The organism is Nocardia sp. CDC159 (assembly GCF_023740735.1).
Lineage (GTDB): Bacteria > Actinomycetota > Actinomycetes > Mycobacteriales > Mycobacteriaceae > Nocardia > Nocardia pulmonis.
In genome coordinates this window covers 42,943-68,050 of record NZ_JAMRXH010000001.1, presented here as the reverse complement: position 1 = coordinate 68,050, position 25,108 = coordinate 42,943, and the positions used below count along the sequence as shown (strand labels likewise).

The window sequence follows — 25,108 nt, the reverse complement described above, 5'->3', positions numbered from 1 at the left end:
GCTCCTTTCGTCATCGGGTGAGCAGCGTGCAGCCACTCAGCCCGGGGGCTCCGTACACGTGGGAGAACGCCACCCGGGGCGGCCGCGTGATCTGGCGCGCCCCGGCCGCACCGCGCAGTTGCAAAACGTTCTCGTGGATCTGGCGCAGTCCCGACGCCCCGATCGGTTCGCCATTGGCCAGGCAGCCGCCGTCGGTATTGATCGGCAGCGCGCCGGTGAGTTCGGTTGCGCCGCGGTCGATCAGATCGGTCTGCTCGCCGTGTTCGCACAGCCCGGTTTCGGCCAGATGGATCAGCTCGGCCCCGGCGTCGGTGTCCTGCACCTGCGCGATATCGACCTCCTCCGGCGCGATGCCCGCCTGTTCGAACGCGGCGCGAGCGGCGGCCACGGTCGGGCTCGGGCCCCGCTGGATCGACAGCGAGGGGCTCAACACCTCGAACGATCCGGGCGTGCGGGTGCGAATGGCGGTGGCCGCCACATACACCGGATCGGGCCGATAGCGCGCCGCCCGCTCGGCCCGGCACAGCACCAGCGCCGTCGCCCCGTCCCCGGGAGAGCAGAGCATATATCGCCGCAGCGGATCGCTCAGCATCATCGAGGCGTCGATCTCGGCCTCCGACAGCGATTTTCGCCGCCACGCGTTGGGGTTGCGGGAGCCGTTGCGAAATGCCTTGGCGGCCACCACGGTCAGCAGCCGGGGCGGCAGGTCGTGCTCGTAGAGGTAGCGTTGGATCTTCAGCGCGAAATACTGTGAGGTCAAGGCCATTCCGGTGGCGCCGTACCAGGGTCGCAGACCCATCTGCTCGGGCCGGATGCTGAACGCGCCGCGCGGATGGGAGTCGAAGCCGACCACGACCGCCAGCTCGGCCGCCCCGGCGGCGAGGGCGTGTACCGCCGAGCTCAGCGCGCTGCTGCCGGTGGCGCAGCCGTTGAAGACATTGAGAAACGGCACCCCGGTGAGGCCGAGGTCGGCCACGAGGGTATCGGCCGGACCGCCGGACATGCTGCCGCCCACCGCATATCCGATCGCCTCCCAGCCCACCCCCGCATCGCGCAGCGCCGCGCGGATCGCGCGCACGGCCTCCTCGCGCACGGTGGTGTCCTGATAGCGGCCGAAGGGGCGGCAACCGATTCCGATGACGGCGGCGGGTGGCATCACCGATCTCCTTGTTCGACGGGGGCGAAGGCGAAGGTGGTCGCCGGTTCGCCGCAGTGGGTGAGCACCTCGAGCGGAACCAGCCGCATCGACATCCCGATCCGCAGTCGCGCCGGATCGGATTCGGTCAGCAGCGCCTCCACGATCACCTCACCCGGCAGTTCGACATAGCCCACGCCGTAGGGTTGGAACTCCTCCCCGCGTGGCACGGCGGGCGGACTCGGCGGCGGAAAGCGTTGCACGGTCCAGCTCCACAGCAACCCACGCTGGGACAGCCGCACGACCGCGGTCCGGTCCCCGCCACAGCGGCGGCAGGATTCGGCGGCGGGGAACTGGATTTCGCCGCACTCGGCGCAGCGGCCGCCGAGCAGGCGAATCTCGCCGTCGGCCAGTTCCAGAATGGCCGCATCGATGGCCCGGGTCGTCATGGTCGATGTCCTCCCGATTCGGGGCGCACCCCGCGTTTGAGCACGACGACATCGCCGTGCACGACGGCCTGGCATGCCAGCCGGACGTGTTGCCCGCGGCTGCCCAGGGTGCCGGTGAGTTCGGCGATGGCCGCCCGCTCGTGCGCGTCGGGTTCGGACAGCCGCTCCGGATGTTCGAGCACCTCGACATAGCAGACCCGGCAGTCCCCCACGCCGCCGCAGACGGTCGGCCAGCGGTATCCGGCCGCCGCGGCGGCGGCCATGACGGTGCTGCCCGCGGCGGCGGCGAAGCGAATTCCCTTGGGGCGCACGGTCACCGTGGGGTCGGTGGGCAGCATCGGCTCACCCGCGCCGCAGGTCGCGCCACGGGCGACCGCGATCCGGATCGGGTTCGCGATCCAGGCCCAGCACGCGTTCGGCGATGATGGTGCGCTGGATCTCCGAGGTGCCACCGGCAATGGTGAGGCGGCGGCTGTCGAGCAGCCCGAACGCCTCGGGGCCGAGCTCGTCCCCGTCCCAGCAGGCCGCGGCCGGACCCGCCGTCTCGAAGGTCAGCTCGCAGATCCGTTGCGCCAGTTCGGATTGCACGAGTTTGGTGACCGAGCCCCGCGCGTCGCCCGGGCGCACCCGCCGCGTGGTCAGGGACAGGGCGTGCTGGGTGGCGATCAGCCCGGTCAGTCGGTCGCGCACGACCGGATCACACCAGGCACCGCTGCTCCGGGCCGCCGCCAGCACCGGCCCCAGGGCGACACCCGCGGCCTCGGAGTCGCCGGACAGTCCCGAACGCTCGGCGTGCAGCGTCGACAGCGCCACCCGCCAGCCCTCGTGCGCAGGACCGAGCCGGGCCGCGTCGGACACCTCGACCTCGTCGAGGAACACCTCGCAGAAATGCTCGTCGCCGGTGAGCTGCCGCAGCGGCCGCACCGTCACCCCGGGCAGGCTCATATCGAGCAGAAAGCAGGTGAGCCCGGCATTCTTCGGCCGATCCGGATCGGTGCGGGCCAGCAGCAGTCCGTAGCGGGAGATATCGGCGAACGAGCTCCACACCTTCTGTCCGGTGACGATCCACCGGCCGTCATCGGTCGGTACCGCTCGCGTCGCCAGGCTCGCCAGATCCGACCCGGCGCCCGGCTCGCTGAACAGCTGACACCACATATCCGCGCCCGAGGCGATGCCCGGCAGATACCGCCGCTGCTGTTCGGTTGTCCCCCAGGTCAGCAACCCCGGCCCTACCAGGGTGATCGGGACGAAGTGCTGCGGCGGCAGGTCGGCGCGATACTTCGCGAGCACCGCGCGCACCACCGCGCTCTCCTCGCTCGACAGTCCCGCGCCGCCGAACTCCACGGGCCAGTGCGGCACCAACCACCCGCGTGCGCTCAGCTCCGCGTACCAGCGCCCGCTCGCCCGCATCGCGGCGAGATTGGCCCGCACCCACCGCTCGACCTCCGCGCCGAACGCGGCCAGGGTGTCCTCGTCAGTCATACCGTCCGTCCCGCAGATCGATCAGATCGGCCAGCCGACCCCGCTGGTGGGCGGGGCCGCCGGTGAGTGCCGACACCGCATGCGCCCGGCGCAGGTACCGGTGCGCCCAGTGCTCCCAGGTGATGGCGATACCGCCGTGCAGTTGCACCGCGGATTTCGTTGCCGTCAGGGCGGATTCGGTGGCCACGGACGCCGCGGCGGCCAGATCCACATCGGTGTGCACCGAGACCGGGTCCGTGGCCAGGCTCCACGCGGCGTTGTAGACCGCCGAGCGGGTCAGCTCCACGCTCGCCAGCAGGTCGGCGAGACGATGTTTGACCGCCTGGAACGATCCGATGGTGCGGCCGAATTGCACTCTTCCCTTGGCGTATTCCACCGTGCGGTCCAGCACCCGCTGGGCCAGCCCCAGCAGTTCGGCCGACAGCACCAGCTCGGCGCGGCGGCGGGCGGCCGCGAGTACCGTGGCGGCCGCGGTTCCGCTGAGCGCGAACAGCACCGGGGCATCGGCACATTCGACGCGGCCGAGGCCCCGGGAGAGGTCCAGGCCACCCAGTTCGGTGACCGCGACTCCCGGTGCGTAGGCGTTCAGCGCCACCACACCGACCTCGCCGCCGACCGCGACGTCACAGACGATCACCCGCGCCCCGGGCAGATCCCACACCGGTTCCACCCGGCCCGAGACCCGGGTGCCGTCTCGACTCGACCGCAGCGCCGGATCGGCCCCCGCCATCGAGACACCGAGCGCGGGAAGCGCTTTCCCGCCACGCAGGTCCGCACCGGGCCACCGCGCGGTCAGCGGCCCCACCGCCGCGGCCGATACCAGTGGCCCACCGAACAGTTCCGCCCCGGCCTCTTCGGCCACGATGGCCAGTTCTATTGCGGTGAAGGCCGTTTCGCCGTCCGACGGGCCGAAAACGACCTCGTCGAGGCCCAGCCCGGCGACCAGCCGCTCCCAGCTCGCCCGGCGGTCACCAGCACCGGCGTGGGCTCCCAGAAACCGCCGCATCACCTCGCGCAGGGCCTCGTGCTCGGTGGTGAATTCGAACAGCCGCGGCATCGCCGCCGCGGTTTCGGCCGCGCTCATCGACGCCTCCTGCGACTTCGGCCTGCGCCCCTCGATGTCCGCGACGTCATCACTCGCCACCTCCCGCCGTGACCGCGCCGCGGCGGGCCAGATATTCGCGGCGCAGACGGCGTTTGTCGATCTTGCCCATGGCGCTGCGCAGCTCGGTATCCACGAACTCCACGCGGGCGGGACACTTGTAGTGCGCCAACCGGTCCCGGCACCAGGCGATCAGTTCCTCGGCCGTCGGCCGCGCGGCCCCCGCGACCACCAGCGCGCACAACTGCTCCCCGAGATCGGCGTGCGGAATCCCGATCACCGCGACATCGAAGACCCCCGGATGGGCGCGCAACACGGTCTCGGCCTCGGCCGGATAGACGTTCACCCCACCGCTGACCACCATGTCCGACGCACGATCGGTGAGATACAGATAGCCCTCCTCGTCCAGGAAACCGATCTCCCCGACGACGAACACGTCCTCGGCGATATAGCTGCGCCGGGTCTTGTCCGGATCGTTGTGATAGCTCGGCTGCGCACCGATGAGGGAGCGCACGCACACCAGCCCCTGCTCCCCCGCGCCGAGAACCGCGCCGCGCTCGTCGCGAATCGTCAGCTCGTACCCCGGCATAACCCGGCCCACCGACCCCGGATGGGCGAGCCATTCCGCCGAGTCGATCATGGTGACCGTGCCGACCTCGGTGGAGCCGTACGCCTCGCGCAGCACCGGCCCGAACCACGCGATCATGGCCCGCTTCACCAGCACCGGGCACGGCGCACCGGTGTGCACGATGGTGCGAATACTGCTGATGTCGTAGCGATTTCGCACCTGTTCGGACAGCGCGAGCAGCCGGGAGAAGTGCGTGGGCACCATCATCGTGCCCTCGATTCGATACCGCTCGATCAGCCGCAGCACCCGCTCGGCGTCGAATTTGCGCAGCACCACCAGCGGGTTGCCCACCGTCAGCCCACGCACCCCACCGATCGGGCCGGTGTGATGCATCGGCCCCACGACGAGGTGCCGTCCCGTCGGCCGTACCGGGGAACCCTCGATGCGTTCGACGTGCTCGATCATGGTGCGGCCGCCGGGGAACATCTGGTCGGGCAGCCGCACCCCCTTCGGGACGCCGGTGGTGCCCGAGGTGTAGTACAGCGGCGCGGCCGGTGCGATCTCCGGCGACGGCTCCACGTCCGGATACCGCTCCAGCAGCCGCTCCAGCGACGCGATCCCGTCGGATTCGCCGGTCCCCCAGGCGATTACACGCACGCGCTCGCTCGCCGCCCGCGCCACCGCGGCGGTGCCGGCGCTGCACAGCACCGTGTGCACGGCCGCATCGTCGAGAATGTGCCGGACCTCGGCCGGGGTCAGCTGATAGTTGATCGGCACCACCGACAGGCCCGCGTAGGTGGCCGCCAGATGGGCCAGCGCCGTATAGGTCCCGTTCTCGGCGAACACGCCGATCCGCTGCCCGGCCCCGATGCCCGCCGACAGCAGCCAGCCGACCGCGCGATTGACCATCGAATTCAGTTGCGGCCAGGTCCATTCCACCGCCTCGTCGGTGACGGCGACGCCCGTGGGGTTCCGCCGTGCCGCCGCGTCCAGCCCGTATGCCACGCCGACCCCTCAGCTCACGACGCGACTGGTGGAACGCGCCAGCGCATGCCGAGCCGCCGCGACGATGCGCGCGGGTCCCGGGACGAAGGCGTCCTCGAGCGATTTGGCGTACGGGATCGGCGTATCGGCCCCGGCCACCCGCTGCACGGGCGCGGCCAGCTCGTCGAACAGCTCCTCACCGAGCAGCGCCGCCAGTTCCGCGCCGAATCCGCCGCGCCGCACGGCCTCGTGGACGACGACCGCATGCCGGGTGCGCCGCACCGACTCCAGGATGGTGGCTTCGTCCAGCGGCACCAGCGAGCGCAGATCGATCACCTCGGCCTCCACCCCCTCGGCGGCCAATTCCTCGGCGGCGGCGAGGGCATCGTGCACCTGGCGGCCGTAGGAGATCAGCGTGATGTCGCGCCCCGGCCGCGCTGTGGCCGCGACCCCGAGCGGCACCATATGGTGGCCCACCGGAACCGGCTGCGGGGCGGCGAAATACAGCAGGCTCTGCTCCACGATCACGCATGGATCGGGATCGAAGATGCAGGCGGTGAGCAGCCCCTTGGCGTCGGCGGCATTGCTGGGCACCACCACCTTCAGCCCCGGTATGTGGGTCAGCCACGCCTCGAGCATCTCCGAATGCTGGGCGCCGAACTGCATTCCGGCTCCGGCCGCACAGCGCACCGTCAGCGGCACCGACGTCTGCCCGCCGGACATATAGCGCAACTTGGCGGCGTGGTTGGCCAGCTGATCCAGGCAGACGGCCAGGAAATCCATCAGCATGATCTCCGCCACCGGCCGCATCCCCGCCACCGCCGCGCCGACGGCCGCGCCGAGGATCGCCTGTTCGCTGATCGGGGTGGCCCGCACCCGGTCGGCGCCGTATTTGGTGGACAGTCCGGCCGTCACCTTGAACACACCCCCGCTCGGATCGGCGATGTCCTCACCCAGCAGCACGACCGACCGATCGCGGCCCAGCGCATCGTCGAGCGCACTGCCGAGCGCCTGAAATCCCAGCATGGGCGCTGTCTGCACATCACTCATGGCTGTGTCCTTTCTCGGCATGAGCTCTGGGCCCTGCGTGGTTATGCTCCGCTGCCGCCTCCGGGCCCTGACCGCTCATGCCAATGCCTCCTCATAGACGTCGGTGTACAGTTCGGCCGGATCGGGCAGCGGGCTCTCGGCCGCGAAGCGCGCCGCGTCCTCGACCGCCTCCCGCTCCTCGACCTCGATCGCCGCCAGCCGCTCTTCGTCGGCGATTCCGCTGTCGGCCAACCAGTTCCGGAAGGCGACCACCGGATCGGCGGCGCGGGCGGCGTCGAGTTCGCCGGGTTTCATGTACTCGTTGCGGTCCGACATCTGATGGCCGTAGAAGCGAAACGTCATGGCCTCGAGCAGGGTCGGTCCCTCCCCGGCCCGCGCCCGCCGCACCGCCTCGCGGGCGGCGCGGTACATGGCGACCGGATCGTTGCCGTCGACGCGGACACCGGGCATGGCGTAGGCGGCGGCTCGGTCGGCGACGCGGGCCACGCTGGTGCCGTCCTCGAACGCGGTGTGCTCGGCATAGCGATTGTTCTGACAGCAGAACACCACCGGCAGTTTCCACAGCCCGGCCAGATTGCACGCCTCGTGGAAGGCGCCGATATTGCTCGCGCCGTCGCCGAAGTTCACCACGGTCACCCGATCGCTGCGCTGCAGCTGGGACGCCAGCGCCAGCCCCGCGCCGATGGGCAGTCCGCTGCCGACGATGCCGGTGGTGACCATCAGGCCGGAGGCGGGATGGGTGATGTGCATGGGCCCGCCCTTGCCCTTGCAGACTCCGGTTGCCCTGCCGAAGAATTCGGCCCACAGCTCGCGCAGCGGCACCCCCTTGGCCAGCTGGTCGTGCAGCCCGCGATAGGTGGTCACGACGTAGTCGTCGCGCCGCAGCAGCGCGGCCGTCGCGGCCGAGACGATCTCCTGGCCGCGCGGCGAGTAGTACTGGGCGCTGACCTGCCCGGCCAACACCAGGGCACGAAACTTCTCGTCGCACACCTTGATCCGAGTGGCGGTGATGAAGATGCCGAGCAACACCTCGGGCTCGATGTCGGCGGGAGCGGTCGGATGGTTCACGGTGGGCCTCCTCAGGCGTCGAGCATCGCGTCGAGATCGCGGTGGAACTGCCGAATCCGGGCCTCCTGGTAATTCGCCAGCGTCACACCGGGTTTGGTCATCGCCTTCAACCCGCGCTGCACCTTCGGCAGATTGGCCAGGTCCTGGTTGAACACCGCCGCCAACGCGTTCAGCTCCGGCGCGGCGGAGAAGTCCTCGTCGGGCCCGAGCCAGTGGATCGGCACGCCCTTGGGTTTGGGCGCGCCCGCGGGCAGCGGGTAGAGCATCATGATCTCGAAGACGCAGCGATCGGGATCGTTGCGGTAGGGCCGGAATCGGTAGGTCAGCGGGGAGCCCACCCCCGCCCAGGGCACCAGATTCGGGAAGACGAAATACTCGATGGCGTCGAGGATTTCGGAGTCACTGGTGGCGCTCAGATCCGCGCCGGTGACCTGTTCGAGGCGGGTGCGCAGCGCCGCGGCCACGGTCGGCCGCGCGGACTGCCCCTCGGGCACCTGGATGCTGCCCACGCCCTCGGGATAGAAGTCGCGGAACATCGCCTCGAGCACGTCCTGCGGCTCCAGTTGCTCGCCGAGCTGGGGGCTGCTGGTGGCCTGCGGGGTGATCATCCGGTGAAAGCCCGGCAGCCCATCGCTGCGCGGATAGATGTCGTACTGGGTATTGGCGTCGCCCAGATACTCCAGCAGCTGCGGATGGGTGGCGATGACGTGATAGGACTCGATGAACGCCTCCAGCCCCACCTTCCAGTTGCAGTCCACCACCTTGGCCACGTGCACGCCCTTGAACCGCCGGTCCAGGTCGAAGTAGGCGAAATGCTTGTCCAGGTTGCCCAGATACGTCGCCAGCGGCACCGCGTCGGGGTCGGGGTTGACGAAGACGAATCCGGCCCATACTCCGGTGAGGGCCTCGGGCAGGGCGAATTTCGCGTCGTCGACGTGCGGGAAGTCCCAGCGGCTGGGCACGTCGGTGAGCGCGCCGTCCAGATTCCAGGTGAAGCCGTGGAACGGGCAGCGCAGCTGTGCCGCGTGGCCGGCGTTGTCGCACAGCCGGGTTCCGCGATGCAGGCACGCGTTGTGATACGCCTTGATCTCCCCGCCCGGAGTGCGCATCACGATCAGCGACACCTCGGCGATGTCGTAGACGATGTAGTCGCCCGGTTCGGGGATGTCCTCCTCGCGGCAGGCCATCTGCCACACCCTCTTCCACATCCGCTCGACCTCGCGGCGGTGGAAATCGGCGCTGACATAGCGCCGCACGTCGATGTCGTCCGAGCCGAGGAATTCATAGGACTCCTCGAGCAGCGGCGGCGGCACCTCGCGGGTGTCGGCGGCCAGCAGGCTCTGCACGGTGGGTCCCGTTGAGCGCGCCTGTCCGGGTCCGGCCGTTCCGGGCGTTTCGATATCGGTCATGTTCGTCCTCCGTTGACGAATCGGGTTGGCGCGGAACGGTTCACGACGCCGAGACGGCCTGTTCGACGTGGCGCCGCACGGCAGCCGCGATGAAGGCCGAGCCGTTGATCGACCAGCCGCCGTCGACGAACAGCACCTGGCCGGTCACATATCCGGCGGCGGGCGAGGCGAGAAACCCCACCGCCGCGGCGATGTCGTCGGGGGTGCCGAGACGGCCCAGCGGCATGGCCGCACCGATCGCGCGCGCCACTCCCGGGTCACCGAATTCGCCCCGCGTGCCCTCGGTCAGCACCAGCCCCGGGCCGACCGCGTTCACCCGAATGCCCAGGGGGGCATACTCGGCCGCCATCTGCCGGGTGAGCCCGACAATGGCCGCTTTCGACGCCGGATAGGCTCCCCGGCCCGCGCCACCGGTCGCGGCCAGCACCGAGGTGAGATTCACGATCGCCCCACCGGTGGCCGGGAACTTCGGCACCAGCGCCCGGGTGATCAGCCAGGTGCCGATCACATTGGTGCGAAGCACCCGCTCCACCTCGTCGAAGGTGCTCTCCCCCAACGCTTTCGACCGCCAGATCCCGGCATTGTTGATCACGGTGTCGACCGCGTCCACGGTTTCGGCCAGCGCCGCCACCGCGGCCTCGTCGCCGATATCGCAGGCCGCCGCGACACCGCCGACCTCGCGCGCGGTGGCCGCGGCCGCCTCGGCGTCGAGATCGACCGCGACGACCCGCGCTCCGTCGGCGGCGAGCCGGTGCGCGATGGCCCGGCCGATTCCCTGTCCGGCACCTGTCACAAGAGCTTTCATGCCCGATCCTCCGATCTCCGGGCGATTCCCCCACCCCATTGCGCATGACCTGTATCACTATTATATTGGTCGACTAATTAGTCAAGTACGAGCCGATCGGCTCACTCGGTTCCGGAATCTTCTCCCGGACAACACCTTTGGAGGCGGCCTTGACCGCGACCTCGCCCTACTCCATCACCGACTTCGATCCGCTGGACCCGCAGACCCTGCAGTGTCCGCACGGCTGGCATCGGGCGCTGCGCGCCCAGGCGCCGGTGCATTTCGTGGCCAGCCGGGGGATGTGGTTCGTGACCTCTCGGGAGCTGGTGACCAGGGCGCTGGCCGACCACACGGTGTTCTCCTCGGCATTCGGGTTGCCGCAGTTGCCGATTCCCGACTCCATCGCGGCACAGGTGGCCGAGATCCAGGCCCGGGGCTGGCCGCCGGTGCCCACGCTGCTCACCGCCGATCCGCCCGAACACCACTACTACCGGCGCATGCTGGCCAAGGCGTTCACCCCGCGGTTCATCGCGCGGCTGGAGCCGGAGATCCGGGCGATCGCGCGGTCGCTGGTGGGGAACCTGCCCGAGGGCGAATCCGTGGATCTGGTCGGCACTTTCGCCGCACCGCTGCCGCTGCGGGTGATCGCCCAGGTGCTGGGCGTATCCGATGAGCGCATCGATGACTTCAAACGCTGGTCGGATCAGTTCACCGCGACCGTGGGCGGGCAGCTCGACGATGCCGGGCTGCTCGACCAGGCCCGCGGCATGCTCGAGTACCAGCAGTACTTCGCGGCCGAACTCGACGAGCGCCGCGCCCGTCCGCGCGAGGATCTGCTCAGTGGCCTGGTGGCCACGCCCAGCGCCGAATCCGGTGACGAACCGCTGGGCACCGGGGCGATCCTCAGCATCATCCAGCAGTTGCTGATCGCCGGGAACGAGACCTCGACCAAGCTCATCACCGGCGTCCTGCACGAGCTGGTGCGCGCCCCGCAGTGGTGGGAACGGTTGCGCGACAACCCGATCGAATGTTCCGAGGCGGTGATCGAGGAGGGGCTGCGGCTGCTCAGTCCGGTGCAGAGCATGTTCCGGATCACCACCACCGAGACGTCGCTGGGCGGCTACACCATTCCGGCGGGCGCGCTGGTGGTGCTGGTGTTCGGCTCGGCCAACCGCGACGAGACCGCCTTCGACCGACCCGACGATTTCGATCCCGGGCGCGCGAATGTCAAGGCGCACCTGGCCTTCGGCGCGGGCATCCACGCCTGCCTCGGCGCGCCGCTGGCCCGGCTGGAGAGCCGGATCGCGCTGCAGGAGCTGGCGCGGAGGTTCACCTCGATCCGGGCCGCCGACGACAACGACTTCGCCTACGAGCCGAGCTTCATGCTGCGCGGGCTGCGGCGGCTGGCGCTGATCCTGGAAACCGGTGACCCGCGATGACCGTCGCCGATCCCGACCCCTCCCCCATGCCCGGCACCGCCGCGTCCGAGGTGCTCACGTGGTCGCGTGGCTACGTGGAGCGCCATCCGCTGGCCGCGCTGCGCACGGTCGGCGGCCAGGTCGTGCTGGGCGTGCGGGCGTTTCGGTATCTGGGCGGCGATATCGTGCGCGCGCGTTTCCCGTTCGCCGAATTCGTCGAGCAGGCGACGTTCATGGCGCGCACCGCGGTGGTGCCGACGCTGTTCGTCACCGTGCCCATCAGTGTCACGCTGTCGATCCAATTCGGTTTGCTCGCGGGCCAACTCGGGGCGACATCCCTGGCCGGGGCCGCCAACGGGCTGGCCACCATCCGCCAGGGCGCGCCGCTTGTGGCGGCGATCCTGATGGCGGCGGCGGTCGGCTCGGCGATCAGCGCGGACCTGGGGGCGCGCACGATTCGCGAGGAGACCGCCGCCATGGAGGTCATGGGCGTATCGGTGATCCGGCGGCTGGTGGTACCGCGGCTGGCGGCCAGCGTCGTGATCGCGGTGGCGCTGACCGGATTCACCTGCTTCATCGGCTTTCTCGCGGGCTACGCCTTCACCGTCACCCTGCAGGGCGGCACGCCCGGCAGCTACACCGCGACCTTCGCCTCCTTCGCCACCGTGCCGGACCTGCTGCTCACCCTCGGCAAGGCGGTGGTGTTCGGCGTCATCGTGGCGATCGTGTCCTGTCACAAGGGGCTGGACACCCGCCACGGCGCGGCGGGGGTGGCCAATTCGGTGAATTCCGCTGTCGTGCAGTCGATTCTGCTGCTGATGCTGGTCAATGTCCTGATGACGCAGCTGTATCTGATCGTCTTCCCCAAAGCGAGCTTCTGAGATGGCCGCCACCTACTACCCCATCCGGCTGCGTCCGATCGCCCTGGCCTCGGCCCGGGCGATCCGGCACGTGGCGCGGGTCGGGCATATGGTGGCGTTCTTCTTCCGCATGCTCGCCGGGGTGCCGATCGTGTTGCGGCGGTATCGGCGCGAATTCTTCCAGTTGCTCTCGGATGTGACGTGGGGTAACGGGTCGATCGTGGTCGGCGGTGGCACCGCGGGGGTGGTGCTGGTGGTCGGCGCGGCCGGGGGCGCGGTGGTCGGCATCGAGGGCTACAACGCGCTGAACCTGCTGGGACTGGGGCCGGCGACCGGACTGCTGACCGCCTTGGCCGCGGTGCGCGAGCTCGCACCCCTGATGGCCGCGCTGGCGTTCGGAATTCAGGCCGGCTGCCGGTTCACCGCCCAGCTGGGTGCGATGCGCATCGCCGAGGAGATCGACGCGCTCGAATCGGTGGCCATCCGGCCGATTCCGTATCTGGTCACCACCCGGGTGCTGGCGTCGGCGCTGGCGGTGGTGCCGCTGTTCGTGGCCTGTCTGGCGCTGAACTTCCTGGTGTGCCAGGCGGTCGTGTTCCTGTCCAGCGGCCAGCCCTCGGGCAGCTATCTGCACTACTTCGCGCTCATGCTCAGCGGCCGGGACATGGTCTTCGCGGTGATCAAGGTCGCGGTGTTCGTCGCGATCATGGCCACGATCCAGTGCTACTACGGCTTCCATGCCGGGGGCGGGCCGCGCGGGGTCGGCATCGCGGCCGGTCACGCCATGCGGGCGGGCATCACGATCATGGCGATCGTGAACATGCTGCTCACCATGGCGTTCTGGGGTATCGACGCGGGCGCCAGGTTGGGCGGATAGACATGGGCAACGATTTCGAACTCGACGGGCGCGGCCCGTCGACACCGCTGCTGGTGACCACCGCGATCATGTTCACCGTCGTGTGCGTGGTGGTCGCGGGCCTGCTGGTGGCCAAGTCGAACGGCAGTCTGGACGAACGGGTCTCGGTGACGGCCGAACTGGGCAATGTCGGTGACGGGCTGCCCCGCAAGTCGGACGTGAAATACCGCGGTGTCCTGGTCGGTATGGTGCGCGGCGTCACCCCGGCTCGGCCCGGCGCACCCAATATCGTGCACATCGACCTGAAACCCGAACACGCCCAGACCATTCCGCGCACCGTCACCGCGCGCATCGTGCCCAGCAATGCCTTCGCCGTGTCCTCGGTGCAGCTGGTCGACCACGGCGACGCGCCCCCGCTGCGCGCCGGGGACCGCATCGGCGAGGACCACAGCCTGCCCACCCAGCTGTTCCAGACCACCCTCGCCAAGGTGCGCGAACTGGTCGCGGCGCTGGGGCGCGCCGATTCCGATCGCACCCTGGGCCTGCTGCGCACGCTCGCCGACGCGACGGCCGGACAGGGCCCGGCGCTGACCGCCGCCGTCGACGGGCTCAACCGCGTCACCGCGGAGCTGAACGGCCTGGGCGTGGACGACGGCGGTCCAGCCACGCTGCCCACCTGGCGGCAGGCCATCGCCGCGCTGCGCGGCAGCGCGCCGGAGCTGGTGGACGCCCTGCACGCCACCGTCGCGCCGCTGCGGACGCTGGCCGAACGCCAAGCCGAGCTGACGAATCTGCTCACCGGCGCGCGGCACACCGCGGGCACCGTCGACACCGCGCTCGGCAACCACATCGATCAGCTGGTCGACATCGGCGCCCAACTCACCCCGGTGCTCGGCGTGCTGGCCGACGACGCCGCCGAGTACCCGGCGGTCATGCTGCGAATGAACACCCTCATCGACACGTTCTTCCGGGAACTGTGGACCCGCAGCGGAACCAAGCTGACCTTCTCGTTCAAGATGGTCGTCTCGTTGACCCCGCTGCGTCTCTACACCCGCCCGGACTGCCCCACCTACGGCGATATGCGCGGCCCGAGCTGCGACACCGCACCCGAGACCACACCGGTGCCCGATGTCGTCGGCGTGCCGGACGCGCGCTCGTACGTGCCGCCGCCGGGCACCGTGCTGCCGCCCCCGGCCAGCGCCGCCGACCGGATTCTGCTGGGCCCGTTGGCGATTCCCGCATCCCCGCCGCTGTTCACCCCCGCCCCGGGAGGGACGCCGTGACCGCGCATCACCGTCGAGTACTCTGGCTGGCCGCGTTCCTGGCCGTCTGCCTCACGCTCACCTGGACCATCTTCGTCACCCTGCGCCGCGATGTGAGCGGCCCGACCACGAGCTATGCGGCCGTGTTCACCGATGTCGCCGGGCTGCGGGCCGGTTCGGATGTGCGGATGGCCGGGGTGCGGGTCGGACGGGTGGACGCGGTGGAACTCGACGGCGCACTGGCCCGCGTCCGCTTCCGGGTGCAGCGCGACCAGCCGGTCTACGGCAACACCCGGGCCGCGGTCGTCTACCAGAACCTGGTCGGGCAGCGGTATCTCGGGCTGTCGCTGGCCGATTACGGCCGCCCCGAGCGGCTGCCCGGCGGCAGCGTCATACCCGTCGAGCACACCGAACCGTCCTTCGACGTCACCGCGCTGCTCAACGGATTCGAACCGCTGTTCACCCTGCTGGACCCGGCCAACCGCGGCAACCTGTCCACCGCCCTGATCGAGGCGCTGCAGGGCGACACCCACGCGATCACCACCCTCATCGCCGAAACCTCCCGGCTGGCCCAGACTCTCGCCGGACCCGACGATCTGCTCGGCCGGGTGATCACCGGCCTGGACGGCGTCGCCGCCACGATGGCCGCGCAGGGCCGCCATCTCGAGCACACCCTCACCCAGGTCCGCACGGTGGTGGCCGGGTTGACCGAACGCCGGGCCCAGCTGGTGTCCTCGGTCGGGTCGATCTCGGCCGTGCTGCAACGAGTGTCGGCGGTGCTGACGGGGGTCGCACCGGATCTGGAGCAACTGCTGGGCCGCCAACCGGGATTCCTGGCCACGCTGCTGGCCAATCCGGACGGACTGGCCACGATCGGGGCGAATCTGCCCGCGGTGTTCAAGGGCCTGGCCCGCATCACCGGCGACAGCACCGCCATGAGCGCCCAGGCCTGCGACTTCAACTTCACCATCGCCGATTTCCTCCGTCCGATCATCCCCTCGATCGTCGACGCCTCGACGCCGGGTGGGCAGCGCAAGTACTCGCCGATGTGCAGGTGAATGCCGATGAGACACTTCCGTTTTCGACTACCACGACGTCTGGAATCGATGGACCGGGGCTGGCTGGGCGCGCTGTCGCTGGCCACACTCGCGGTCGTCGTGGCGGCGACCACCGTGGTGAGCACGCTGCATCTCGGCCGGACCCGCTACACCGCGGAATTCCTGCAGGCCGCGGGCATTCGCGGCGGCGAGGAGGTCACCGTCGCCGGGGTGCCGGTCGGCACGGTGGAGGGCGCGCGGTTGGCGGGCGACCGCGTGGTGGTGACGATGACCATCGACAGCGGGGTGCGCCTGGGCGCGCAGACCACCGCGGCCATCGCGCTGACCACCGTGCTCGGCTCGCGCGCGGTCACCCTGCGCCCGGCCGGTCCCGCGGGCCTGCCCGATCGGCGGATTCCCTTGGCGCAGACCACGGTTCCCTACGACCTGCAGCGGGTGCTGCACGATTCCACCACCACCTTCGAGCAGGTCGACGCCGACCGGTTCGCGACCTCCATGCAGACCCTCGCCCGGCAGCTGCGCGACACCCCCTCGGTGCTGCCGCAGGCCCTGGCCAATGTCGAGAATCTCGCCCGGGTCCTCGCCGAGCGGCGTGGGCAGATCTCCGCGCTACTGCGCAATACCGCCCAGGTCGCCACCCTGTTCGGTCAGCAGCAGACCGAACTCGGCGTGCTGATCGAACAGGGCCGGGATCTGGTGCGCGAGCTGGTTTCCCGCCGCGACGCCGTCGTGCGCCTGCTGAACGCGGCCACCACCCTGATCACCACCACCCACGACATCCTCGACGCGCACCGGCCCGATATCGACCAGTTGCTGAGCAATATCCGGCAGCTGACCGCGATGGTCGGCGACCACGACGCCCTGCTGCGCAATCTGCTGCAGGCCATGCCGCTGGCGACCCGGAATGTCGCCAACGCCACCGGCACCGGCCCCTTCCTGGACTTCCTGCTACCCGGCGGCCTGCTGATCGACTCCTGGCTGTGCGCGATCACCGAGGCCGCCAAGCAGAACAACTGGTCCGAGCACTTCCAGTACTTCGAGGACTGCCGATGAGAAGGTTCCCGGCCCGTATCGCCCTGCTCGTGCTCACCGTGCTCGCCCTCGCCGCGGCGGGGTACCGGCTGCTGCCCGACGGCGAACCCGGCCCGCGCACGATCACCGCGCAATTCGACAACGCCATCGGGCTCTACCAGGGCAACACCGTCGCCGTACTCGGTATGCCGGTCGGCACGGTCGAGCGCATCACCGCGCGCGGCGGCTATGTGGAGGTCGTCCTCGCGATCGAGGACGCGAATCTGAGGATTCCCGCCGACGTGCAGGCGGTCACGGTCTCCACCTCGATTCTCACCGACCGCCACGTCGAACTCACCCCCGCCTACACTGGCGGCCCCACCCTGGGCGACGGCGCGGTGCTGGGCTTGGATCGGACGAAGACCCCGGTCGAATTCGACCGCGTGCTACAGATGGTGGACAAGCTCGGCACGTCCATGCGTGGCGACGGCAAGGGCGGCGGACCGATGGCCGAGGTGCTCGATGCCACCACCGCCGTCGCGCAAAGCAGTGGCTCCCAGCTGAAGTCGGCGCTGGCGAAGCTGGCCGAGGCCATCCGCACCGGCGACGACGACGGCCGGGCCACCCGCCAGAGCATCACCACCGTCATCGACAACCTCGGCAAACTGTCCGACGCGGCGGCGCGCAACCAGGATCTGATCCACGAATTCGGTTCCGGCGTGGGCCGATTGAGCGAGCTGCTGGCCGCGGAGGGCATCGGCCGGGGCGAGACCGGCCATCGGCTCAATCAGGTGCTCGACCAGCTGAACACGCTGCTGACCGACCACGGCGACGACCTGCGCGCCACCGTCGCCAGCAGCGCCAGCGTCTCCCAGGCGCTGGTCGACTATCGGCGCGAGCTGACCGAACTGCTGGACGTGGCGCCGCTGGCCGTCGACAACGTCGTCGCCGCGATCGATCAGCGGAACGGCTACCTGCGGGTCGGCGCGCACTTCGACAACGTGTTCTTCGACAGCTCGATGACCAAGGAGGTCTGCAACATCCTGGGGCTGCGCCAATTGGGCTGCAGCACCGGGAAGATGAGCGATATGGGTCCCGACTTCGGGCTCACCTCGATGCTCGAGGCGATGACGAGGTTGGGCAAATGAGCCGCGCCACACGCTATCTCACGGCCCTGCTGTGCGGAGCCCTGACCCTGGCGAGTGCGGCCTGCGCGCGCGGCGTGCAGGATCTGCCGCTACCCGCGCCCGGGGTGAGCGGACCCGGCTACCACCTCGAGGCGGTCTTCACCAATGCGCTCAACCTGCCCGATCGCGCCAAGGTGCGGGTGGGCGGCGCCGACGTCGGCGAGGTCGAGTCGATGCGGGTCCGCGACTACACGGCCGTGGTGCGCCTGCGCGTCCTCGACAGCGTGCGCCTGCCGGTCGGCACGACCGCCGAATTGCGTTCGGCCACACCGCTGGGCGACGTCTTCGTCGCGCTGCGCCCGCCCGCCACCGCGGGTCCGACGCTGCGCGACGGCGACACCATCGCGGTCGGCTCCACCGTCGCCGCCGCGACGGTGGAGGAGGTGCTGGCCTCCACCTCACTGCTGGTCAACGGCGGCGTGATCGGCAACCTCACCCGCGTGCTCAACGGCGTCGGCGCCGCGACCGACGACGGCGGCGCCCGGCTGACCGCGCTGGTCACCCAGTCGCGCGAACTGCTCGCCACCATGGCGCTGCGCACCGACGAGCTGCGCGGCGTGCTCGCCCAAACCGCGTCCCTGGCAGAGGATCTCAACGCCCGCCGCGGTGCGATCGACGACATCCTGGTCACCGCGGGACCCGCGCTGACCGTGATCGCCGACAACACCGCCCAGATCGCCGGACTCGCCGATCAGGTCGCCGCCCTGACCACCCGGCTGCGGCGGCTGCCGTCGATCGCGGGCACCGACACCCGCAGTCTGGTCCACGATCTGAACGAGCTGTCGCGGGCGTTCAATGTCGCGGCGACCGATCCACGCGTCACCATGGCCAATCTGCTGCGCATGCTGCCGCCGACCCTGAAGTTCTTCAGCGCCAACGCGGCCCACTCCGATGTGGACCTGCATCAGGTCGTCGTCGGCCCGGTCGACGATCCCGGGCATCTGGCCGATCCGCAGTTCCGCGCGCCGCTGCCCGAGGACTGGGCCAATCTGGTGGGCTCGCTCACCTTCGTGCTCACCCAGCTCGGCAATCGGGTGACGGGAGGCGGGCGATGAATCCTCTCGAACCTTTCGCACGCGTGCTGGTGCGGCTCGTCCGCCTCGGGGTGGCGCGCAAACTGCTGCTCTCGACCGTGGCGCAGGCGGTGGTCGTGCTGGTCGCGGTGGCCTATCTGATGTTCGGGGCGCTGCGCGCGAATCCGTTCGCCGAGCAGTTGACCGTGCGGGTGGAGCTGGCCGAATCCGGTGGGCTGCTGGCGGGCCAGGACGTGACACTGCGCGGCATCCCGATCGGGCGCGTGGTCTCGGTGCGGTTGCACGAGGGCGGGGTCGAGGCCGTCGCGCGCATCGACGCCGCGGCGCGAATCCCGCGCGACGGCACCATCGTTCGCGTCTCCGGCATGTCACCGGCCGGTGAGCAGTACCTGGATTTCCAGCCCGACGGCGCGGCCGGGCCGCCGCTCACCGACGGCAGCGTGATCGGGCGGGACCGCACCCGCACGCCGATCGCGCTGTGGCAGGTGCTCGGCGATATCGACGGCCTTCTCGCCCAGGCCGATCCGGCCAAGCTGAAGGCGATCGTCGACGAGCTCGGCGTCGGTCCCGACGGCCCGGGCAAACTGCGGGATCTGCTGTCGGGCGCGCAGTTGCTGCTGTCCACCCTCGCGGGTGCGCTGCCGCAGACGATGACACTACTGCGCAGCAGCCGCCCGGTGTTCCAGCTCATCGACACCTCGGGGCCGGGATTGCGCCGGGCGGCCGACGATCTGGCCGCGACCCTGTCGGGGCTGGGGGCCAAGGACGGCGGCATGCGGACGCTGCTCGACGCCTCGCCGCGGCTGCTGCGGCAGGCCGACGCGCTGATCGCCGACAACTCCCCGACCATGGTCCAACTGCTGGGCAATCTGACCACGATCACGCAGCTGGCCTATATTCGGCTCCCCGCGCTGCGGCAGCTGTTTCGCGACGACCGCGGCTCGGTCCTGGAGGCGGTGACCTCGACCATGCACGGCGGCGGCATCTGGGCGGTGGCCAACCTGTACTTCCGGCATTTCTGCGACTACCCGCATCCGCGGGACGTGCCGTTCGTGCCGAACTACCCCGAACCGTTCCTCTACTCCTACTGCCCCGACGACGATCCGGGACTGCTGATCCGCGGCGCCCGCAATGCCCCGCGCCCACCCGGCGACGATACCGCCAACCCGCCGCCGGGTCTGCATCCGCATCAGCGCACCGATCCCACCCCGGTCGGACCGCACACCATTCCCCTGCCCTACGGCGGTCCGACCATGCCACCGGAGTCCGAACCGCAGCGGCACGGTGGCAACTAGTTCGATCCGAGGAGAATCATGAGCGATCACGACATCACCGACGACACTCCCGACGAGCCCGAATCCACCGGTGCGACAGCCGAATCGGACGCGGAATCGTCCGAAGAAGGAGTCGACGACGGTCCCTCCCGCACCCGACGCCGCTACGCGGCGCTGCGCGTGGCCGCCATCGCGACGGCGGTCGTGCTGCTCCTCGGTCTCACCGCCGCCACCGCGATCCTGGGCTGGAAGTACACCGACATGCGGGCGGTGCAGGCCGCCGCGGAGCAGGCGCGCCGCGCCGCCGCCGACTATGCGGTGACCCTCACCTCGGTGGACACCGCCAACCTCGATGCCAACTTCAAATCGGTGCTGGACGGTTCCACCGGTGAGTTCCGCGACGTCTACAGCAAATCCAGCACCCAGCTGCGCCAGCTGCTCATCGACCACAAGGCCACCGGCCACGGCGTGGTGCTGCAGTCGGCGGTGCAGTCGGCCAGCGAGAACGAGGCGGTGGTGCTGCTGTTCGTCGACCAGACCGTCACCAATACCGAAATGCCCGACCCCCGTATCGATCACAGCCGCATCGTCATGACGATGCAGCGGGTCGGCGGGCAGTGGAAGGCCGCGAAGGTGGACATCCCGTGAGGCGAATCATGACCGCGACAACGTTTTTCACCGCCCTGCGCCAGCTGCGCGACGAGCTGATCATGCGCTCGATGCTGGCCCGCGTGGGCGACATCCCGGAGACGGTGCTGCTACCGGTGCTACGCATGGTCGGCGACGACCGCGCTGCCGTGGACGAGCAGTGGGCGGCCCTGACGGCGCATCGCGGCCGCGGTGCGCTGTGGGAGCCGCCGTCTCGGTCCTGGCGGCGGCGCTACGGCCAGTACATCGCCGAATTGGAGTGGGCCATCACCGGATTGACCCGGCACCTGGCCCGCGAGGATGTGAGCGAACTGGTCACCACCGCCGTCTCGGCCCGGCTGCGCCGCTGGCTGCGCCTGCTGCTGCCCGCGTTCGGCACCGTGGGTCTGATACCGGACCGGCTGTACCCCCGGGTTATGGACGTGGGCGTCGGCGTCGCCTCCTTCCTGGTGGGTCCCGTGCACCGCACCGGCGTCGAACCCGACGGCACCCTGGTCTACGACATCCCGGAGTGCGCGATGCACACCGCCCCCGGATCGCTGCTGCCCCAGACCAATTCGTGCCTGATGGGCTGCAAGGCCGCCTGCGAGCGCGTCTTCGACGCCGACTCGGCCATACCGCTCGAATTCGACCCCCACCTGCCGGGCCTGTCGTGCACCCTGCGCGTCCACCCGGCGGGCCGATGAACCGACGAGGAGGGGCCATGACCACCCCGACCGACCAACCCCTGGACTACATCCCGCTGCCCGACGAATACGACTACGAGATCACCGAATTCACCGGCCGCATCCCCGAGGACCTGCGCGGCGTGCTGTACCGCAACGGACCCGGCAAACTCGACGCGGGCGGGCAGCCGCTGGGCCACCTGTTCGACGGCGACGGCATGATCTCCCGCTTCGCCATCGCCGACGGCCGGGTGCACTACCGCAACCGCTTCGTGCGCTCCAAACACTACTGCGCGTCGCTGACCTCCGACGGCATCCCGTTCCGGGCGCTGGGCACCCTGCGGCCGGGCGGGCCGCTGGCCAACGCGCTGCGCTTCCCCGCCAATGTCGCCAATACCGGTGTGGTCATGCACGCCGGAAAACTGCTGGCGCTGTGGGAGGGCGGGCCGCCCACCGAACTCGAGCCCGAAACGCTGGCCACCGTGGGCGTGCACCGGTTCGGCGGGGCGCTGCGCTGGCTGGGCGCGTTCTCCGCCCATCCCAAATGGGACGCCGTCTCCGGCGATATGTTCAACTTCGGGCTGGCCATGATGCCTCGGCCCAAACTCATCGCCTACCGGGTGAACACCCGCGGGCGGCTCGACCGGGTCGGCGAGATCGGCCTGCCGCAACCGATGTTCGTCCACGACTTCGGCCTCACCTCGACACATCTGGTGTTCGTCATCGCTCCGCTGGTGTTCCCGTGGCCGAAGATGTTCGCCGCGGGACTGGGCCTGCGCAACTACATCGACGCGCTGGAATACCAGGCCCAGCGCGGTTCGCTGATCGCGCTGCTCCCCCGCTACGGTGGCAAACCCCGGCTGCTGCCGACCGAGTCGCTGATGCATCTGCATCTGAGCAACACCTACGACGACGGCGCCGACACCGTCGTGGACCTGGTCAACTACCACACCAGCTGGGAGCGGCTCGACGCCCAACTGCGCGGCGTCGGCCGCGGCGCCACCGCCGAGGTCCCCTACGGCGGTCGGTTGCGGCGGCTGCGAATCACCAAGGGCGGGCGCGTGATCCACGAGGACCTGAGCGATCTGCAGGGCGACTTCCCCACCTTCAACCTGCACTACACCGGCAGCCGCAACCGATTCACCTATCTGGCCGTCGGCTCGTCGGACAGCAGCTACCCGAACGCGATCGCCAAGCTGGACAACGTCTGCGGCACCCAGACCGTACACCGGCTGCCCGCCGGGCACTTCGCCCACGAGGCCGTCTTCACGGCCCGTCCCGGCGGCACGGCCGAGGACGACGGCTGGCTGCTGGTGGCCACCCAGGACCGGCCCCGGCGGCGAGCCCATCTGCGCGTCCTCGACGCCCGACGCCTGGATGCGGAGCCGCTCTACGTCGGCGCGCTGCGTCATCACCTGCCGCTCACCTTCCACGGCAGTTTCACCCCGCGCGCCGCCTGACCGGCGCGCCCATCGAATTGCAGGAGTAGGTCATGGATCTCGAACTCAAAGGTAAGCGCGCGCTGATCACCGGCGGCAGCCGCGGCATCGGGCTCGCCATCGCGCAGACCCTGCTCGCCGAGGGGGCGTCGGTCGGTATCTGCGCCCGCGGCGCGCAGCCGCTGGCCGAGGTGGCGGCGCGGCTGGGCGAGCAGGGCACGGTGTTCCACGCGGCCGTCGATGTCGCCGACGCCGCGGCGCTGTCGGAGTTCGTCGGCGCGACCGCGGCGGCGCTGGGCGGGCTGGACATCGTCGTGGCCAATGCGTCGGCCTCGGTCGGCGAGGGCGACCAGGCGTGGGCGAACAATTTCCACACCGACCTGATGAGCCTGGTCACCCTCATCGAGGCGGCCACCCCGGCGCTGGAGCGCAGCGACGCCGCCGCGATCGTGGCCATTGCCAGCACCTCGGCGCTCGAGGCCGGAATTCTGCCCACCGCCAACGGTTTCGGCGCGCTCAAGGCCGCCATGATCCAGCACACCTCGGCACAGGCGCGGGCGCTGGGCCCCAAGGGCATCCGGGTCAACGCGGTCTCACCGGGCCCGGTGTATTTCGACGGCGGGGTGTGGCAGACCATCCGCGAGCGCATGCCCGCGCTGTACGAGGGCGCGGTGGCGGCCACGGCGCTGGGCAAGCTGGCCACCGCCGCCGATGTCGCCGCGGCCGTCGCCTTCCTCGCCTCCCCGGCGGCCGGGCAGATCACCGGCGCGAATCTGGTGATCGACGGCGGCTTCACCAACCGCTTCGACTACTGAGGACCATCCATGTCGGGACCCGCCGGGCGGATCGACGCCGTACTGGTGTGCGGCGGGCAGTGGCACGACTTCGATTACGCGCGACTGCGACTGCTCACCGAACTCGCCACCCACGAGCGGGTACGCACCCGCGTCTTCGAAACCTACGACTGCGCCGACGCGTTGGCGGCGGCCGATCTGCTGATCACCTACACCTGCAATGTGGTGCCGACCGCCGACCAGCGCACGGCGCTGTCGCAATTCCTCCGGCGCGGCGGGCGGTGGCTGGCGCTGCACGCGACGAATGCCGCCATCGCCCGCCGCACCGACGGCCGCTTCGCCACCCCGCGGGTGCTCGGAGAACTGCCGCGGCTGCTCGGCAGCCAGTTCCTCGGCCATCCCCCGATCGCGCCGTACCGGGTCGAGCTCGCCGAGCCGGACCATCCCTTCCTGCACGGCATCTCGGATTTCGAGGTCACCGACGAGCTCTACATCAGCGAACTGCATCCGCCGCTGCGGGTGCTGGCCCACACCCGGTTTGTCGGCGAATCCCCCGGATTCGAGGAGGGACACACCGGCGCCGACGAACCGCGCCCGGTGCTGTATCTCAAGCAGCACGGCGCGGGGACCGTCTGCTATTTCACCCTGGGGCACTGTCGCGGCCGATTCGATCTGCAGGATCTCGGGGTGGACGATCTCGGCACGACCGATCGGGGCAGTTGGACCGTGCCGGAATTCAGCATCGTTGTGAGCCGCTGTGTGGCCTGGGCGGTCACCGGTGTGCCGGATATCGCAATCGTTGCCGGGGAGGCTGTTTCGTGACCACCGCACCGCCACCCGAATGGGTGGGCCGCCCGTCGCTGTTCGACATCGACGGCACCTGGCTCGGATTCGAGGACGAGCGATGCACCGGGGACCGCCGAGCCGAATCGGAGCGTTCCTACGGCGGGTTCACCGACGCGCTCTACTTCCTGCCGCAGCGGCGGGTGTCGCTGCAGACCTGGACCCAGGCCGTCCGCGAGGTGCGGGTGTGCTCGTCGCTGCTGTACCAGGGGCCTGCCCTGATCGGTGTGTTGAACGGCATCCTCACCCGCGATCCGGCCCTGACCGCCGGCCGGATCGGCCACGAAACTCGCTGCGGTCCGGTGTCCTTCGCCATGCCCACCGACGAGGACAGCCGCTACCGCGGGGACGTGCAGCTGTGGAGGGCCGCCCGCGAACCGCTCGGCAGTGCGGAGATGACGATGGAGGTGCATCCGCTGGATCCGCTCACCGCGGAGTATCGGCTGCGTCTGGCCGGGCCGATGGACTCGCTCTCGCGCATCCGGGTGCGTCGTGACGGCAACCGGTCCTTCCACGAGGGCCCCGACATCTGGGGCAACGGCACGGCCTACGGGCGCGCCAATTTCGTTCGCCTCCACGAGAACACCGGCCGCCGCATGATCGGGCGCGAGTTCATGCTCGACGCCGAGCCCGGCACGGACGCCGGTTCCGCGCTGGCGGTGAGCTATCAGATGTTCGACCACACCAGTCTCGCCGTGGTGATGCACGGCGTACTCGAACGGGAATGA

25 protein-coding genes are annotated in these 25,108 nt (G+C 70.0%); 15 read left to right on the top strand and 10 right to left on the bottom strand.

Features of this window, described 5'->3' with window-relative positions; translation table 11 throughout:
• Positions 1–10 precede the first annotated feature (10 nt).
• The 10 genes from NDR87_RS00275 to NDR87_RS00230 all read right to left on the bottom strand — a co-directional run bounded on the left by NDR87_RS00275 (position 11) and on the right by NDR87_RS00230 (position 10,052).
• On the bottom strand, positions 11–1,156 hold the full coding sequence (locus tag NDR87_RS00275; protein WP_251909400.1) for a thiolase family protein: 1,146 nt from the start codon (positions 1,154–1,156) through the stop codon (positions 11–13).
• On the bottom strand, positions 1,156–1,584 hold the full coding sequence (locus NDR87_RS00270) for a Zn-ribbon domain-containing OB-fold protein (RefSeq protein ID WP_251909401.1): 429 nt from the start codon (positions 1,582–1,584) through the stop codon (positions 1,156–1,158). Before NDR87_RS00270 ends, NDR87_RS00275 begins: the two co-directional genes overlap by 1 nt.
• Positions 1,581–1,922: a 2Fe-2S iron-sulfur cluster-binding protein gene (locus NDR87_RS00265; RefSeq protein WP_251909402.1), complete on the bottom strand. Its 342-nt coding sequence runs from the start codon at positions 1,920–1,922 to the stop codon at positions 1,581–1,583. The genes NDR87_RS00270 and NDR87_RS00265 overlap by 4 nt, the downstream gene beginning before the upstream one ends.
• Before the next feature lie 4 nt (positions 1,923–1,926).
• On the bottom strand, positions 1,927–3,066 hold the full coding sequence (locus tag NDR87_RS00260) for an acyl-CoA dehydrogenase family protein (protein ID WP_251909403.1): 1,140 nt from the start codon (positions 3,064–3,066) through the stop codon (positions 1,927–1,929).
• A complete protein-coding gene (locus NDR87_RS00255) occupies positions 3,059–4,150 on the bottom strand; it encodes an acyl-CoA dehydrogenase (RefSeq protein WP_251909404.1) in 1,092 nt (363 codons plus the stop codon). The genes NDR87_RS00260 and NDR87_RS00255 overlap by 8 nt, the downstream gene beginning before the upstream one ends.
• Positions 4,151–4,199: 49 nt before the next feature.
• Entirely contained in the window at positions 4,200–5,741 is a 1,542-nt protein-coding gene (locus NDR87_RS00250) for an AMP-binding protein (protein WP_251909405.1), read from the bottom strand.
• Positions 5,742–5,750: 9 nt separating this feature from the next.
• Positions 5,751–6,770, bottom strand: coding sequence for an alpha-ketoacid dehydrogenase subunit beta (locus tag NDR87_RS00245; protein WP_251909406.1), 1,020 nt, complete (start codon positions 6,768–6,770; stop codon positions 5,751–5,753).
• A 75-nt stretch (positions 6,771–6,845) separates the two neighbouring features.
• Positions 6,846–7,838, bottom strand: a complete 993-nt coding sequence (locus NDR87_RS00240) for a thiamine pyrophosphate-dependent dehydrogenase E1 component subunit alpha (RefSeq protein ID WP_251909407.1) — start codon at positions 7,836–7,838, stop codon at positions 6,846–6,848.
• Between the two features lie 11 nt (positions 7,839–7,849).
• Positions 7,850–9,247 carry an SRPBCC family protein gene (locus NDR87_RS00235; RefSeq protein ID WP_251909408.1) on the bottom strand — a complete coding sequence of 466 codons (1,398 nt, stop codon included), beginning with the start codon at positions 9,245–9,247 and terminating at the stop codon, positions 7,850–7,852.
• Between the two features lie 40 nt (positions 9,248–9,287).
• Positions 9,288–10,052, bottom strand: coding sequence for an SDR family NAD(P)-dependent oxidoreductase (locus NDR87_RS00230; protein ID WP_251909409.1), 765 nt, complete (start codon positions 10,050–10,052; stop codon positions 9,288–9,290).
• Positions 10,053–10,201: 149 nt separating this feature from the next.
• Between NDR87_RS00230 and NDR87_RS00225 the strand changes: the two genes are divergently transcribed.
• From NDR87_RS00225 to NDR87_RS00155, 15 genes are read left to right on the top strand one after another with little or no spacing between them, the layout of a single operon-like run.
• Positions 10,202–11,470 carry a cytochrome P450 gene (locus NDR87_RS00225; RefSeq protein WP_251909410.1) on the top strand — a complete coding sequence of 423 codons (1,269 nt, stop codon included), beginning with the start codon at positions 10,202–10,204 and terminating at the stop codon, positions 11,468–11,470.
• Positions 11,467–12,330, top strand: coding sequence for an ABC transporter permease (locus tag NDR87_RS00220; RefSeq protein WP_251909411.1), 864 nt, complete (start codon positions 11,467–11,469; stop codon positions 12,328–12,330). Before NDR87_RS00225 ends, NDR87_RS00220 begins: the two co-directional genes overlap by 4 nt.
• Before the next feature lies 1 nt (position 12,331).
• Positions 12,332–13,186 carry an ABC transporter permease gene (locus NDR87_RS00215; RefSeq protein ID WP_251909412.1) on the top strand — a complete coding sequence of 285 codons (855 nt, stop codon included), beginning with the start codon at positions 12,332–12,334 and terminating at the stop codon, positions 13,184–13,186.
• Positions 13,187–13,188: 2 nt separating this feature from the next.
• On the top strand, positions 13,189–14,448 hold the full coding sequence (locus tag NDR87_RS00210; protein ID WP_251909413.1) for an MCE family protein: 1,260 nt from the start codon (positions 13,189–13,191) through the stop codon (positions 14,446–14,448).
• Positions 14,445–15,485, top strand: coding sequence for an MlaD family protein (locus NDR87_RS00205; protein ID WP_251909414.1), 1,041 nt, complete (start codon positions 14,445–14,447; stop codon positions 15,483–15,485). The genes NDR87_RS00210 and NDR87_RS00205 overlap by 4 nt, the downstream gene beginning before the upstream one ends.
• A gap of 48 nt (positions 15,486–15,533) precedes the next feature.
• Entirely contained in the window at positions 15,534–16,538 is a 1,005-nt protein-coding gene (locus NDR87_RS00200) for an MCE family protein (protein WP_251941042.1), read from the top strand.
• Positions 16,535–17,644: an MCE family protein gene (locus tag NDR87_RS00195; RefSeq protein ID WP_251909416.1), complete on the top strand. Its 1,110-nt coding sequence runs from the start codon at positions 16,535–16,537 to the stop codon at positions 17,642–17,644. The genes NDR87_RS00200 and NDR87_RS00195 overlap by 4 nt, the downstream gene beginning before the upstream one ends.
• Positions 17,641–18,738, top strand: a complete 1,098-nt coding sequence (locus tag NDR87_RS00190) for an MlaD family protein (protein ID WP_251909417.1) — start codon at positions 17,641–17,643, stop codon at positions 18,736–18,738. Before NDR87_RS00195 ends, NDR87_RS00190 begins: the two co-directional genes overlap by 4 nt.
• Positions 18,735–20,012 (top strand): MlaD family protein, encoded by a 1,278-nt coding sequence (locus tag NDR87_RS00185; protein WP_251909418.1) that lies wholly within the window; start codon positions 18,735–18,737, stop codon positions 20,010–20,012. The genes NDR87_RS00190 and NDR87_RS00185 overlap by 4 nt, the downstream gene beginning before the upstream one ends.
• An 18-nt stretch (positions 20,013–20,030) precedes the next feature.
• Positions 20,031–20,639, top strand: a complete 609-nt coding sequence (locus NDR87_RS00180) for an Mce protein (RefSeq protein WP_251909419.1) — start codon at positions 20,031–20,033, stop codon at positions 20,637–20,639.
• Between the two features lie 8 nt (positions 20,640–20,647).
• The gene (locus NDR87_RS00175; protein ID WP_251941040.1) at positions 20,648–21,325 is read left to right on the top strand and encodes a hypothetical protein; all 678 of its coding nucleotides are present in this window, start codon (positions 20,648–20,650) and stop codon (positions 21,323–21,325) included.
• Between the two features lie 17 nt (positions 21,326–21,342).
• Positions 21,343–22,764 carry a carotenoid oxygenase family protein gene (locus tag NDR87_RS00170; RefSeq protein ID WP_251909421.1) on the top strand — a complete coding sequence of 474 codons (1,422 nt, stop codon included), beginning with the start codon at positions 21,343–21,345 and terminating at the stop codon, positions 22,762–22,764.
• A 32-nt stretch (positions 22,765–22,796) separates the two neighbouring features.
• Positions 22,797–23,558, top strand: a complete 762-nt coding sequence (locus NDR87_RS00165; protein ID WP_251909422.1) for an SDR family NAD(P)-dependent oxidoreductase — start codon at positions 22,797–22,799, stop codon at positions 23,556–23,558.
• A gap of 9 nt (positions 23,559–23,567) precedes the next feature.
• Positions 23,568–24,359 carry a ThuA domain-containing protein gene (locus NDR87_RS00160; protein WP_251909423.1) on the top strand — a complete coding sequence of 264 codons (792 nt, stop codon included), beginning with the start codon at positions 23,568–23,570 and terminating at the stop codon, positions 24,357–24,359.
• Complete coding sequence (locus NDR87_RS00155) at positions 24,356–25,108, top strand: hypothetical protein (RefSeq protein WP_251909424.1); 753 nt, start codon at positions 24,356–24,358, stop codon at positions 25,106–25,108. The genes NDR87_RS00160 and NDR87_RS00155 overlap by 4 nt, the downstream gene beginning before the upstream one ends.

Bases quoted from the DNA above. Each gene is read 5' to 3' on its own strand.
- NDR87_RS00275 (WP_251909400.1), bottom strand. From the start codon at position 1,156: ATGCCACCCGCCGCCGTCATCGGAATCGGTTGCCGCCCCTTCGGCCGC.
- NDR87_RS00270 (WP_251909401.1), bottom strand. From the start codon at position 1,584: ATGACGACCCGGGCCATCGATGCGGCCATTCTGGAACTGGCCGACGGC.
- NDR87_RS00265 (WP_251909402.1), bottom strand. From the start codon at position 1,922: ATGCTGCCCACCGACCCCACGGTGACCGTGCGCCCCAAGGGAATTCGC.
- NDR87_RS00260 (WP_251909403.1), bottom strand. From the start codon at position 3,066: ATGACTGACGAGGACACCCTGGCCGCGTTCGGCGCGGAGGTCGAGCGG.
- NDR87_RS00255 (WP_251909404.1), bottom strand. From the start codon at position 4,150: ATGAGCGCGGCCGAAACCGCGGCGGCGATGCCGCGGCTGTTCGAATTC.
- NDR87_RS00245 (WP_251909406.1), bottom strand. From the start codon at position 6,770: ATGAGTGATGTGCAGACAGCGCCCATGCTGGGATTTCAGGCGCTCGGC.
- NDR87_RS00235 (WP_251909408.1), bottom strand. From the start codon at position 9,247: ATGACCGATATCGAAACGCCCGGAACGGCCGGACCCGGACAGGCGCGC.
- NDR87_RS00230 (WP_251909409.1), bottom strand. From the start codon at position 10,052: ATGAAAGCTCTTGTGACAGGTGCCGGACAGGGAATCGGCCGGGCCATC.
- NDR87_RS00220 (WP_251909411.1), top strand. From the start codon at position 11,467: ATGACCGTCGCCGATCCCGACCCCTCCCCCATGCCCGGCACCGCCGCG.
- NDR87_RS00215 (WP_251909412.1), top strand. From the start codon at position 12,332: ATGGCCGCCACCTACTACCCCATCCGGCTGCGTCCGATCGCCCTGGCC.
- NDR87_RS00210 (WP_251909413.1), top strand. From the start codon at position 13,189: ATGGGCAACGATTTCGAACTCGACGGGCGCGGCCCGTCGACACCGCTG.
- NDR87_RS00200 (WP_251941042.1), top strand. From the start codon at position 15,534: ATGGACCGGGGCTGGCTGGGCGCGCTGTCGCTGGCCACACTCGCGGTC.
- NDR87_RS00195 (WP_251909416.1), top strand. From the start codon at position 16,535: ATGAGAAGGTTCCCGGCCCGTATCGCCCTGCTCGTGCTCACCGTGCTC.
- NDR87_RS00190 (WP_251909417.1), top strand. From the start codon at position 17,641: ATGAGCCGCGCCACACGCTATCTCACGGCCCTGCTGTGCGGAGCCCTG.
- NDR87_RS00185 (WP_251909418.1), top strand. From the start codon at position 18,735: ATGAATCCTCTCGAACCTTTCGCACGCGTGCTGGTGCGGCTCGTCCGC.
- NDR87_RS00180 (WP_251909419.1), top strand. From the start codon at position 20,031: ATGAGCGATCACGACATCACCGACGACACTCCCGACGAGCCCGAATCC.
- NDR87_RS00175 (WP_251941040.1), top strand. From the start codon at position 20,648: ATGACCGCGACAACGTTTTTCACCGCCCTGCGCCAGCTGCGCGACGAG.
- NDR87_RS00170 (WP_251909421.1), top strand. From the start codon at position 21,343: ATGACCACCCCGACCGACCAACCCCTGGACTACATCCCGCTGCCCGAC.
- NDR87_RS00165 (WP_251909422.1), top strand. From the start codon at position 22,797: ATGGATCTCGAACTCAAAGGTAAGCGCGCGCTGATCACCGGCGGCAGC.
- NDR87_RS00160 (WP_251909423.1), top strand. From the start codon at position 23,568: ATGTCGGGACCCGCCGGGCGGATCGACGCCGTACTGGTGTGCGGCGGG.